Origin of the sequence: Duganella qianjiadongensis (assembly GCF_009857915.1) — a bacterium.
Taxonomy (GTDB): domain Bacteria; phylum Pseudomonadota; class Gammaproteobacteria; order Burkholderiales; family Burkholderiaceae_D; genus Rugamonas; species Rugamonas qianjiadongensis.
The window spans coordinates 50266-63124 of the sequence record NZ_WWCM01000023.1 but is presented as its reverse complement, the minus strand read 5'-3'; the positions used below and the strand labels follow the sequence as shown (position 1 = coordinate 63124).

At 58.5% G+C, this 12859-nt stretch carries 8 protein-coding genes; 2 read left to right on the top strand and 6 right to left on the bottom strand.

The genetic code is table 11. The features are described from left to right. Positions 1–190 precede the first annotated feature (190 nt). From GTP27_RS21275 to ssb, 3 genes are all read right to left on the bottom strand, one after another. Positions 191–1735 carry a site-specific integrase gene (locus tag GTP27_RS21275; RefSeq protein ID WP_371865973.1) on the bottom strand — a complete coding sequence of 515 codons (1545 nt, stop codon included), beginning with the start codon at positions 1733–1735 and terminating at the stop codon, positions 191–193. Next, a complete protein-coding gene (locus tag GTP27_RS21270) occupies positions 1728–3002 on the bottom strand; it encodes a tyrosine-type recombinase/integrase (protein WP_161041103.1) in 1275 nt (424 codons plus the stop codon). Before GTP27_RS21270 ends, GTP27_RS21275 begins: the two co-directional genes overlap by 8 nt. Before the next feature lie 125 nt (positions 3003–3127). Next, positions 3128–3631, bottom strand: a complete 504-nt coding sequence (gene ssb, locus GTP27_RS21265) for a single-stranded DNA-binding protein (RefSeq protein ID WP_161041102.1) — start codon at positions 3629–3631, stop codon at positions 3128–3130. 248 nt (positions 3632–3879) lie between these two features. Between ssb and uvrA the strand changes: the two genes are divergently transcribed. After that, positions 3880–6741, top strand: a complete 2862-nt coding sequence (gene uvrA, locus GTP27_RS21260) for an excinuclease ABC subunit UvrA (protein WP_161041101.1) — start codon at positions 3880–3882, stop codon at positions 6739–6741. A gap of 70 nt (positions 6742–6811) precedes the next feature. On the opposite strand, the gene GTP27_RS21255 is transcribed toward uvrA, so the two are convergent. Next, positions 6812–8614, bottom strand: a complete 1803-nt coding sequence (locus tag GTP27_RS21255) for a DUF885 domain-containing protein (RefSeq protein WP_161041100.1) — start codon at positions 8612–8614, stop codon at positions 6812–6814. 152 nt (positions 8615–8766) lie between these two features. Next, on the bottom strand, positions 8767–10632 hold the full coding sequence (locus tag GTP27_RS21250; protein ID WP_161041099.1) for a phosphoenolpyruvate carboxykinase (GTP): 1866 nt from the start codon (positions 10630–10632) through the stop codon (positions 8767–8769). A gap of 305 nt (positions 10633–10937) precedes the next feature. On the opposite strand from GTP27_RS21250, the gene GTP27_RS21245 reads away from it, so the two are divergent. Beyond that, on the top strand, positions 10938–11942 hold the full coding sequence (locus GTP27_RS21245) for a D-2-hydroxyacid dehydrogenase family protein (RefSeq protein WP_161041098.1): 1005 nt from the start codon (positions 10938–10940) through the stop codon (positions 11940–11942). A gap of 5 nt (positions 11943–11947) precedes the next feature. On the opposite strand, the gene GTP27_RS21240 is transcribed toward GTP27_RS21245, so the two are convergent. Then, positions 11948–12772 carry an L-asparaginase gene (locus GTP27_RS21240; protein ID WP_229634275.1) on the bottom strand — a complete coding sequence of 275 codons (825 nt, stop codon included), beginning with the start codon at positions 12770–12772 and terminating at the stop codon, positions 11948–11950. Positions 12773–12859 lie beyond the last annotated feature (87 nt).

The window sequence follows — 12859 nt, the reverse complement described above, 5'->3', positions numbered from 1 at the left end:
TTGCTGGAATCGATTGGCCATATCCCGCCTGCTGAAGCTGAAATGAATTACTATCGTCAACTTTCCGGTCAAGCCATCCCGGTCTGACTCACACCACGGGGCCTCTCAAAATCCCGGAACGGTTCAATCAATGAAGCCAGCCAGATTAACTTTCGCATCCACGTCAGTTTGGGGCACAAAGGTGACGATATTAGTCATGGGTAGCACCCCGATTACGCACAGTCTTGCAAAGCTGAATGACTTCTGCAACCGCGAGGATAGCGCGGTCGTTAATTGACGCGATTCGAACATCGCCTGCAGCCATCAACCGCTCCCGCTCCGAAATTAGGTACTCTAAAACCCTATCATGCGGACCATCCAACCATGGTTCAAAACTGTTACAGGTGTAGCAGGCAACTGGTTTGAGAAATCCACAGAATCCATGCCTACCGCAACTGGACATCGCATCGATTTTTCCGATAATGGCAGGAGCACGAATCTGGCTGGCTGGATCGTCAGGCCTAGAAGCCTCGGATGGGCCGTCAATAAGTTTACCGGCAAACGCTTGGGCAAGTGGAGCAAGCTGCATCGCGACTGCCTGGTCGATGCGTTCCACAATAGCCGGGGTCGAACGCACATAAACCCCAACATTTTGCGTATCAGAATGATCAAGCAGTTCAGCTATTATCAGCTCACCGTGCCCCTCTTCCGCCGCACGTGTCCCCACTGTCTGACGAAATCTCTTCGATCCGATATGAATGAAGTCACCGGTCCGCTCCGAAATGACTCCAAGCCGTCTCATGACGGCATTAAGCTTGTTTCCGATTTGTGCAGACGTCTGGTGAAACTCATATCCGGCAATCGCGCCCTCGACTAGGTCTCCAGCAAACAGCGGAGCATCAAGAGGATCATCGAGCAATCCAGCAAAATTTGTCAGAGCCTTGTGAACATATTGGGCGACCAGTAACCCGATCTCAGGAGTCAGCACACGATCCTTAAATTCACCTCGTGCGTCACTATCACGTCTTTTCGCCCTAGGCATCCTCAACGAATAGGTTGTTGAACCATCCTTCTCATGCACAATAACAACGTCGCGGATCTTTAGCGCAGCGTACTGCGTTGGCCGCTGGCCTAGCATCATCACTAACCAACAAAGCACATACTCTTCCATGCTGACGTCATGCCGAGCATAGGCGGCGTTGAGCGCCGTTTGAAGTGCCTCAAGTTCAAATGCCGTTAATGGTCCATTAATCGGATCCATTGTGGCCGTGGAAGCTCCCTTCTCGTTGCCCTTCAATCGTATTTGCCGAAAAAGAGCAATTGCGCTATCCGAGATACCAATCAAACCAAGCCTTGCCCATTGCTGGAGAAACCCTGACAGAGAACTTAGATACCATTGCTTATGTTCCCCGATGAAACTCTTATAATTCAAAAGATCAAGGTCCGTAATTTCGAATATCGGCTTATTAGTGGTATTTTTCTTGAATAAAAACAAGCTCTTACTACGATAAAACATATTGGCAAGGTGCCGAGTTGACTTATTTTGTGCGTACCATAGCAACACTGCTTTGAATGAATTCTTGAATCCAAACTCAAGCTCGGGCAACTCGTCGAAGTGAAGCATTAATTGATGCGTCCCCTCTCTCAGCTCCCAAAAGTCGTGCTGTGGCAGAAACAAAGACCCTCCGCGTGCCTTTGCAATTTCCGGAAGAGTGCCTGTATAAAGCAGCTCGGGCGCTGAAGTAGTATTACTCACTGTCATTTTGCATTCTCGCCATCGTATTCTGGAGTTGCAACGAGGCCTCTCGGGCTTTTCTCTCGATTTCCCGCCGGGTATAAGTCTCGGCTGTGCCAGACGTCTCTGACCATCCCATCAATTGAGACCGAGTCTTCTTCTCTTTTTCCGGATCCATATTTTGTTCATCGGCGAGCTTGGAGAAATTGTGGTTGTTCGTGTGCCGGAACAGGTGCGGAAATATATTCGGCAACCCAGAATGTTTAGTACACAACACTTCGAATATCCTGTTCAACCCGCGCAATGAAAGCGGCGCCCCGCCATTTGCGACAAAGAGGAATCCGTGCATGCGCGCCTTGGAGAAGGAGCGTCGCTCCTCAAAAATGTATTTACGCGTCCGTTGCGCTAAATCGTCACTAATAGGCAGAAGGCGATCAGCCGTCTTAGCATTGGGCTGTTGGACGCGCGGGTCGTTTGGATCATCCGCGCGTCGCGCGATAAATACTTCATTCGCCCGGAAATCCACATCGGTAATTCTTATACCAAGAAGCTCTCCTCGGCGGATACCTAGCCCCATGAACCATCGGACGATGAGCTCATTTCGAATTCTGGCGTGACTCCCTTCCCACGGATTCTCCGGTGAATTGACATCGACTATTTGCCAGAGACGCTCCTGTATGAGCTCGTCAAGCGCTCTACGGCTTCGGGTCTTGTTCCGTCCCTTTCCTGTAGGAATACGGGCAGCTAAACCGTGAATCACAATGCCCCTCGCATTGAGAAGTGCGGCACGCGAAGGATGATGAGCATTCCAACTCAGCAGACGTCTGTCAGCTAACCAACCAATAAACTGTTTAATGTACCTTATCCGCACACCAGCGGAGTCGCCACCAACTTCCGGCAGACCTTTCTTTGCTTTAGCTCGGTATCTTTCGAGACAAACAACCTCACGCACGGGTACAGGCGAACTAGCATCGCTCTGAGTCTCGATATCAGTTATTGGAAGGCGGCACAATTGCACTAAGGCATCGAGTTCGCCCAGTTCCAGCATCCGTCCTTCGAGCATGCGCTCTTCCATGTCTATTTGATACTTGTCGCAGAAAAGCAGAAACACCTTTAAAGCGCGTAGCACCTGATCAATAGTAGCGCTCGCTCGGTTGCGCGCTCGGAACTCGGTAAGAGTGAAGACTGTGGGGTCGAATAAAGGAACGCCGGAATAGAAATCTACAAGCAATGGGAAACGTTCACCTGACTCAAAAACCGAAGTCCTAATCGTATAGCGCTCCGCCATTTATTGACACTTTCAGAAGTGCTTAGTTCGGAAAACGATAACTCGACGTATAAAAAATGTAAACAAAAAAAGCCTGTAACCACGAGGGCTACAGGCTCACTAGTTACAGTCTCCTAAAGTGCCTATTAGAACGGAATGTCGTCATCCATGTCCGAGAAGTTCGGCGCCGGGCGTGGTGCCGGACGTGGTGCAGCCGCTGCCGGTGGCGCCATCTGCGGACGCGGTGCCGGTGCCTGACGCTGTGGTGGCGCTTCGTAGCCGCCGTCGTCCATGCCGTCGCCACCGCCCATACCCTGACGGCCACCGAGCATCTGCATCTGTTCGGCGATGATATCGGTTGCGTAGCGTTCTACCCCGTCTTTGTCCGTGTATTTACGGGTTTGCAGACGGCCTTCCACGTACACCGAGGAACCTTTTTTCAGGTACTGGCCCACGATCTCGGCCAGACGGCCGAAGAAGGAAATACGGTGCCACTCCGTCAACTCTTTCTGCTCGCCCGTGTTGCGGTCTTTCGAACGATACGACGTTGCCACTGCGATATTCGCAATCGCATCACCGCTAGGCATGTAGCGGATTTCCGGATCGCGGCCCAGATTGCCGACGATGATCACTTTGTTGACAGATGCCATGTATAAAACTCCTGAAGTTCGACCGCCCTGACTTTTGGGCAAATTTTAGCTAAACGACGATTATAGAGCACCGACCGTCCCTGCGGCAGATTTAGTAGACCCACGGCAGGCTGGACGCAGAATTGAAACAGCGCAATGAAATACTGGTATTATATACAGTATAAGCTATTCAAATGTCGATCTGGCGCAAGGTCGGCGCAGATAATCAAACCCAGCTATAGTATCGGGTTGACCCCGAAAGGCAGAACATGGAACAAATCCGTATCCGCGGCGCACGCACGCATAATCTCAAAAACATCAATCTCGATTTGCCGCGCAACCAGCTGATCGTGATTACCGGCCTGTCCGGTTCCGGCAAATCCTCGCTGGCGTTCGATACGCTGTATGCGGAAGGCCAGCGCCGCTATGTCGAGTCGCTCTCGGCCTATGCGCGCCAGTTCCTGCAGCTGATGGAAAAGCCTGATGTCGATCTGATCGAAGGCCTGTCGCCGGCCATTTCCATCGAACAGAAAGCCACTTCGCACAATCCCCGTTCTACCGTCGGCACGGTCACCGAAATCCACGACTATCTGCGTCTGCTGTATGCACGCGTGGGCACGCCTTACTGCGTCAACCACCCCGATCAGGCGCTCGCTGCCCAGACCGTGTCGCAGATGGTCGATGCCGTGCTGGCTATGCCCGAAGGCACCAAGCTGATGATCCTCGCGCCCGTGGTGGCCAACCGCAAGGGCGAGCACAGCGACCTGTTCGAACAGATGCAGGCGCAGGGCTTTGTGCGCTTCCGCGTGCAGAGCGGCACCCACGCCGCCAAAATCTACGAAGTGGACGAACTGCCCAAGCTGAAAAAAACCGAGAAGCACACCATCGACGTGGTGATTGACCGCGTGAAAGTGAATGGCGACATCAAGCAGCGTCTGGCCGAGAGTTTCGAAACGGCTCTGCGTCTGGCCGATGGCCGCGCCGTGGCGCTGGAAATGGATAAGGCCGCGGAAGGCAGCGCTGCGGAGCATGTGTTCTCCAACAAATTCGCCTGCAATACCTGCGGCTACTCGCTGCAGGAGCTGGAACCGCGCCTGTTCTCCTTCAATAACCCGATGGGCGCCTGCCCCGAGTGCGATGGTCTGGGCCACATCGAATTCTTCGATCCTAAACGCATCGTCGCCTTCCCTAATCTGTCGCTGGCCTCGGGCGCCGTCAAGGGCTGGGATAGGCGCAACCAGTTCTACTTCCAGATGCTGTCGAATCTGGCCGCGTTCTACGAATTCGATCTCGATCTGCCCTTCGAACAGCTGCCGAAAACGGCGCAGGAAGTGATCCTGCACGGCTCGGGCAAAACCCAGATTCCGTTCACCTACGTCAACGAGCGTGGCCGCACCGTCGTCAAGGAACATGCTTTCGAAGGCGTGGTCACCAATCTGGCGCGGCGCTACCGCGAAACGGACTCGATGGCGGTCAAGGAAGAACTGGCCAAGTTCATCAACGAGAAGCAGTGCCCGTCCTGCCACGGCGCACGGCTGCGGCAGGAAGCCCGCTACGTCAAGGTCGGCAGCGGCAAACAGGAAAAAGCCATCTACGAGATCGCCCAGAAACCGCTGCGCGATACGCTGTCGTTCTTCCAGCAGCTCAAGCTCAAGGGCGCAAAAAAAGAGATTGCCGACCGCGTGGTCAAGGAAATCATCTCGCGCCTGCAGTTCCTCAACAACGTCGGCCTCGATTACCTGTCGCTGGACCGCAGCGCCGACACCCTGTCCGGCGGCGAAGCCCAGCGTATCCGTCTGGCCTCGCAGATCGGCTCCGGCCTGACGGGCGTGATGTATGTGCTGGACGAACCGTCCATCGGTCTGCACCAGCGCGATAACGACCGTCTGATCGACACCCTCAAACACCTGCGCGATATCGGCAACAGCGTGCTGGTGGTGGAGCACGACGAGGATGCCATCCGCACCGCCGACTTCATCGTCGATATGGGCAAGGGCGCCGGCGTGCACGGCGGCGACGTGATCGCCCAGGGCACGCTGAAAGAAATCCTCAAGAACAAGCAGTCGCTGACGGCGCAATACCTGAACGGCACGCTGAAAATCGCCGTGCCGCCCAAGCGCCATCAGGCGGATCCCGACCGCCAGCTGATCATCACCGGCGCTACCGGCAACAACCTGAAAAAAGTCGACCTGAAGCTGCCGGTCGGCCTGATGACCTGCGTGACGGGGGTTTCCGGTTCCGGCAAATCGACGCTGATCAACGACACCCTGTATCCGGCCCTGTCGCGCCACCTGTATGGCTCGCAGACGGAACCGGCGCCGCACGACAGCATCAGCGGACTGGAACACTTCGACAAAGTCATCGCCGTCGATCAGGCGCCGATCGGCCGCACGCCACGCTCCAATCCGGCCACCTATACCGGCCTGTTCACGCCTATCCGCGACCTGTTCGCCACCGTGCCTACGGCCAAGGAACGCGGCTACAGCGCGGGCCGTTTCTCGTTCAACGTCAAGGGCGGCCGCTGCGAAGCCTGTCAGGGCGATGGCGTGATCAAGGTGGAGATGCACTTCCTGCCGGACGTGTACGTGCCGTGCGATGTCTGCCACGGCAAGCGCTACAACCGCGAAACGCTGGAAGTGCAGTACAAGGGCAAGAACATCACAGAAATCCTCGACATGACGGTGGAAGACGCGCACGAATTCTTCAAGCCGGTGCCGCTGATCGCCCGCAAGCTGCAGACCCTGCTCGATGTGGGCCTGGGCTATATCAAGCTGGGGCAGAGCGCGACCACGCTGTCCGGTGGCGAAGCGCAGCGCGTCAAGCTGTCGCTGGAGCTGTCCAAGCGCGATACGGGACGCACGCTCTACATACTCGACGAGCCGACCACCGGCCTGCACTTCCACGATATCGACCTGCTGCTGAAGGTGATCCACCGTCTGCGCGATCAGGGCAATACGCTGGTCATCATCGAGCACAATCTCGATGTGATCAAGACGGCCGACTGGATCGTCGATCTGGGGCCGGAAGGCGGCGCTGGGGGCGGCCAGATCATCGCCAGCGGTTCCCCGGAACAGGTGGCGGCCAACCCGGCCAGCGTGACCGGCAAATATCTGGTGCCGCTGCTGAAATAAGCGTTGTCCCCTGAAATAAAAACGCCCGCCTGCAAACTGCAGCGCGGGCGTTGCTTATTCCAGCTACCGCTTATTGCATGCTGACGCGGTTCTGCTTGGCCTTCTCGGCGCTAACCCAGTCCTTGATATGGGTTTCCAGCACATCCATCGGCAGCGCACCGGCGCCCAAGACCTGATCGTGGAACTGGCGGATATCGAAGCTGCTGCCCAGTTCCTTGCGGGCGTAGTCGCGCAGTTCCAGTATCTTCAGCTGGCCGATCTTGTAGCCCAGCGCCTGACCGGGCCAGACGATGTAGCGATCCGTCTCGCTCTGCACTTCCACTTCCTCGATACCGGAGTGGTCGTGGAAGAAGTCCACCACCTGCTGGCGGTTCCACTTCTTGTAGTGCAGGCCCGTATCGACCACCAGACGGATGGCGCGCAGCATTTCATCCTGCAGGTGGCCGTAGTAGCTGTACGGGTTGCTGTAGAAGCCCAGCTCCTCGCCCAGACGTTCCGAGTACAGCGCCCAGCCTTCCGCATAGGCCGTGTAATTGCCCTGCTGGCGGAAATTCGGCAGGCCGTCGATTTCCTGCGCTATGGTCAGCTGCATGTGGTGGCCCGGCACGCCTTCGTGCAGCGCCGTGGTTTCGATGCTGATGGTGGAGCGCTTCTCGAAGTCGCCCGTGTTCACCATCACGCGGCCCGGCCGCTTGCCATCGGGCGAACCGGTCATGTAGGCCGCACCGGAAGCGCCTTTTTCGCGGAACTCTTCCACCGGACGGATTTCCACTTTACCTTTAGGCAGTACGCCGAACTGCTGCGGCAGCTGGGTGTACATCTGGTCGGTATATTTCTGGTACAGGTCGAGGATTTCCTGACGCGATTTCGGATGCAGCTCAGGGTTTTCTTCCACTGCCTTGTTGAAGCTCTTCAGATCCTTGTAGCCGAGCTTCTGCGCCGTCGCCAGCATCTGCGCTTCGATGCGCGCCACTTCCGACAGGCCCAGCTGGTGGATCTGCTCCGGCGTCATGGTGGTGGTGGTCGACGAGTTGGCCTTGAAGGTGTAGCGTGCCTCGCCATCGGGCAGCGACCACATGCCTACTTCCGTGCGGCCATGGGGCAGGTAGCGGGTTTTGGTGTACTGCGCCAGTTTCTTGTACGACGGCGTCACGTCTTGCAGGATCGCGCCCAGTATGGCCTTGCTCAGACGGGCCTTGTCGGCCGCGGAGAAATCTTTAGGGAAGGTCTTGATCGGCTGGGCAAATGGCGAATCGGCCGGCTTCATGGCAGCTACATCTTCGCACTGCTTGACGATTTTCGGGATCAGGAATTTGGGCGGCATCAGCTTGTCCTGCACGCCTTTTTCCATCTGGATGCGGGTCTGCTCGAACAGCTTGGGCAGCGCATGCAGACGGGCGATGTAGTCTTCGTAATCCTTAACGGTTTCAAACGGCAGGGCCGAAACGATTTGCGGCAGATCGATGTGGATGCCGGAATTCTGCGCCAGCGGCATCTCCCAGTCCTTGAAACGGGCCCCGGCCACGCTCTCGCGCAGCTGGCGCAGCATCAGTTCGCGGTTCAGCTGTTCCTGTAGCGGGAAGCCGGCAGTGTCGATGGCTTCGAAGCGCTTAAGGAAATCCGCCGATTTCTTCAGATCCGCCTCGATGCCGGCCTGCGAAAAGTCCGACCACTTGTCGTTATACCGCTTGTCGCCCAGCAGTGAAGCCCACTCGGGGCTGTTCTTCATCGAGTATTCCCACTGCTCCTTGATCAGCTGGTTGAGCGCATCGCGGCGCGCAGCCAGATCAGGCGCTTCGGCATGGGCTGCGCCCAGCATCAGGGAGAACAGCAGGGCGCTGGCAACGCCGATGCGGGAAGTTACATTCATCATAGTCGGACCTATCGGTAAAGTGGTGAGCCTGTACTGTAAGCGAGCCGGCCGGCGCACGCAGCCGGGATGTGACGAAATGTAAATTTCCGGGGATGAGCTGCAGAATACCTGCCCCGTAATAAAAAACGGGGCCAGCGGCCCCGTTCAGTCGATTAGCGTGCCAGACGCTTTTCCAGCTCGGCTTTTACATCGCGCAGTTCCTGCGGCAGATGGTAGGCCAGTTTGGTGAACAGTTCTTCGTGCAGCACCAGTTCTTCGCGCCATGCATCCTTGTCGATCGAGGTGATGGTTTCGAACTCCTCGGGCGAGAACGGAATGCCGTCCCACTTCAGATCGCCGAAGCGCGGGGTGGTGCCGAAGATGTTCTCGATACCGCCGGCCGTGCCTTCGATACGCTCCAGCATCCACTTCAGCACGCGCATATTGTCGCCGAAGCCAGGCCAGACGAAGTGGCCCTGCTCGTCGGTGCGGAACCAGTTGACGCAGAAGATTTTCGGCAGGGTGGCAGCGTTGATCTTGCCCAGTTTCTCGCCCATGTTCAGCCAGTGCTGGAAGTAGTCGCTCATGTTGTAGCCCATGAACGGCAGCATGGCGAACGGATCACGCCGCACCACGCCCATCTGGCCGGCAGCAGCGGCGGTGGTTTCCGAACCCATGGTGGCGGCCATGTACACGCCTTCCACCCAGTTACGCGCTTCGGTGACCAGCGGTACGGTGGTGGAACGGCGGCCGCCGAAAATAAAGGCCGAAATCGGCACGCCAGCCGGATCGTCCCATGCCGGATCGATGACCGGATTCTGGGTGGCAGCCACGGTGAAGCGGGCGTTCGGGTGCGCCGCTTTGGTGCCCGAAGCAGGCGTCCAGTCCTTGCCCTGCCAGTCGATCAGGTGGGCCGGGGCTTCCTTGCTCAGGCCTTCCCACCAGATATCGCCGTCATCGGTCAGCGCCACGTTGGTGAAGATGGTGTCCGAACCCAGCGACGCCATGCAGTTCGAGTTGGTGCGGGTGTTGGTGCCCGGCGCCACGCCGAAGTAGCCGGCTTCCGGATTGATCGCATACAGGCGGCCATCGGCGCCCGGTTTGATCCACGCGATGTCGTCGCCGATAGTGGTGATCTTCCAGCCCTTGAAGGTCGCTGGCGGAATCAGCATGGCGAAGTTGGTTTTGCCGCAGGCCGAAGGGAAGGCCGCTGCCACATAGTGTTTTTTGCCTTCTGGCGATTCCACGCCCAGAATCAGCATGTGTTCTGCCAGCCAGCCCATGCCGCCGTTCTGGGCTTCCTGATGGCCCATGTTGGAAGCGATACGCAGCGCGAAGCACTTCTTGCCCAGCAGCGCGTTGCCGCCGTAGCCCGAACCATAGGACCAGATTTCACGGGTATCCGGGAAGTGCACGATGTATTTGGTGGCGTTGCAAGGCCATGCCACGTCTTTCTGGCCGGCGGCCAGCGGTGCGCCCACGGTGTGCACGCATGGCACGAACTCGCCGTCGCTGCCCAGCACATCGTACACAGCTTTGCCCATGCGGGTCATGATGCGCATGTTGACAGCAACGTAAGGCGAATCGGACAGTTCCACGCCGATGTGGGCGATCGGCGAACCCAGCGGGCCCATCGAGAATGGCACGACGTACAGGGTACGGCCAGCCATGCAGCCATCGAACAGCGGGTTCAGGGTCGCGCGCATTTCGGCAGGCGCCATCCAGTTATTGGTCGGGCCGGCTTCTTCTCTGGTTTTCGAGCAGATGAAGGTGCGGTCTTCCACCCGTGCCACGTCGCTAGGATCGGAGCAGGCCAGGTAGGAGTTGGGACGCAGTTCCTGATTCAGCTTTTTCATGGTGCCGGCGGCGACCATTTCGCCGCACAGGCGGTCATACTCTTCCTGCGTACCGTCGCACCAGTAGATGCGGGCCGGCTTGGTCAGAGCGGCGATTTCCGCTACCCAGTTGATCAGCTTCTGCTGCTTGACGTAAGTTGGGACGTTCAATGCTGCAACGCCACCCATGACGGGTTGATTCATACTACCTCCAATAGACTATGTAAGAATTCTGTGTCCCTGCGCGGCAGGATCGTCGTCAGCTTGTGGCTTGCGCTCGGAAGCCCATACGATATGGGTCGGCGGATACGGCGGTCTAGTCGGAAAGCCGGGTGGGCAGCCCTGTATGATGGGGGGCCGTATTATTTTTGTCCGGCGATTGTACACCTGACTATCCCTGTTTCCGACAAAAATGTAGGAGAATTGGTTGACTAAAGTAGTAGGCTATTCAGCTTTCTGTTCAGACCGTTATTTCCCTACGCAATATCTATTAAATTCGTGCATCTACCATGAAAATCGCAATTCTTGATGATTACCAGAACGCAACTCCTAGCCTAGCCTGCTTCGATCTGTTGCGCGATCACGAGGTCAAAGTGTTCAACAACACCACGCGCGGACTGGGCCAGCTGGCCATCCGGCTGGCGCCCTACGATGCGCTGGTACTGATCCGCGAACGCACGGCACTCAACCGCGCCCTGCTGGCCCGGCTGCCGAATCTCAAGGTGATTTCCCAGACGGGCAAGCTGGCCGGCCATGTGGATGTCGCCGCGGCCACCGAACTGGGTATCGCCATCGCCGAAGGGGTGGGCTCGCCCACCGCGCCGGCCGAGCTGACCTGGGCACTGATCATGGCGGCGGCGCGCAAGATCGTGCCGTATGCCAGCAACCTCAGGGACGGGCTGTGGCAGACCGCCTCCGTCAACCCGCAGCTCAACGGACTGGGCATGGTGCTCAAGGGGCGCACGCTGGGCATCTGGGGTTATGGCAAGATCGGCCAGCTGGTGGCCGGCTATGGCCGGGCTTTCGGCATGCAAGTGCTGGTGTGGGGCAGCGAAAGCAGCCGCGCCAAAGCCGTGGCCGACGGTTTTCAGGCGGCGGCCTCGCGCGCGGCGCTGTTCGGACAGGCCGATGTGCTCAGCCTGCACCTGCGCCTGCATGCGGACACGCGCGGCATCGTCACGGCCGAGGATCTGGCGCGCATGCAGCCTGACGCCCTGTTCGTCAACACCAGCCGCGCCGAACTGGTGCAGCCCGACGCACTGGAGCAGGCACTGGGACGGGGCCGCCCCGGTTATGCTGCGCTCGACGTCTACACCTCGGAACCGCTAGGCACGGATAGCCCGCTGCTGCGCATTCCCACGGTGCTGGCCACGCCCCATCTGGGCTATGTAGAACGCGATAGCTACGAGCTGTACTTCCGCCACGCCTTCCAGAACATCGTCGATTTTGCGGCAGGCCAGTGCCAGACCATCCACAATCCCGACTATCGGGCGCAGGCACGCCCGCTGGCCTGAAGCGGCTACTCGGCGGCAGGCGCCTGCTCGGCATCGGGCTCCTCGTCGGCATCGGACGGCGCGCCTGCTGCAGGCGGCAATGGCGCCGCCATGGGGCCCAGTTCCAGCCGTGCCGGGGGCAGCGCATGCACCTTGCTCCACAAGCCCTGCCAGCCGGGCGGCCAAGGCAGCGCCGGCCCCGCATACGGCGGCAGCGAAGCGCGTACCGGCACCACCGGCAGCGGCGGCATTTCTGTCAAAGGGCCGTGGGCAGGGCGCGCCATATCGAGGCTGTACATATAGCCGGGCAGCAGGGCAGCGCAGATAGCGGCAAACCACGCCGTGTGGTCTTCGTCACGCCCTAGCGCCTGCGCCAGTCCGTGCGGATCGAAACGGGCCAGTGCCTCGATCAGCTCCTCGGTGCTGGCGCCGGGCTTGTCGCCCCAGCCCATCACGGGGTTGACGTTGTAGTCGGCGCCCGAGCCGTACCAGCCTTCGCGCCACGAGCGCTGCAGCCAGTCGCGCCGTCCCGTAAACAGATGCCAGCGCCAATGCAGGCCGGACGCTTTCGGCCAGACGTACAGGTATAGCCGCTGATAGCCGGCGCTGTGCAGGGCGCGCACCACAGCCATCAAGCGCGCCTGCGGCATGCGGTCGGGCGGGGCGCGGCGGAATAGAATGGGCACGCCGTCTGCCGTCTGCACTTCGTCGGTGGAGAGATTGAGGTCCAGCGTGCGCGACTCGCTGCCGAAACGGGCGGCTATCCAGCCCGTCAGCAGATTGACGGCCGTGATCACGCCATAGCCGCGATGGCGGTGGAAAATCACAGTACCGGGTGCGAGGTTGGTCATGGGCAGCGCGCAGACAAAGAAACCAGTGTAGACATAGTCGGGGCACATTTCCAGTGTCTGGCGAGGCTACGGAGCCCTGACGGTTTA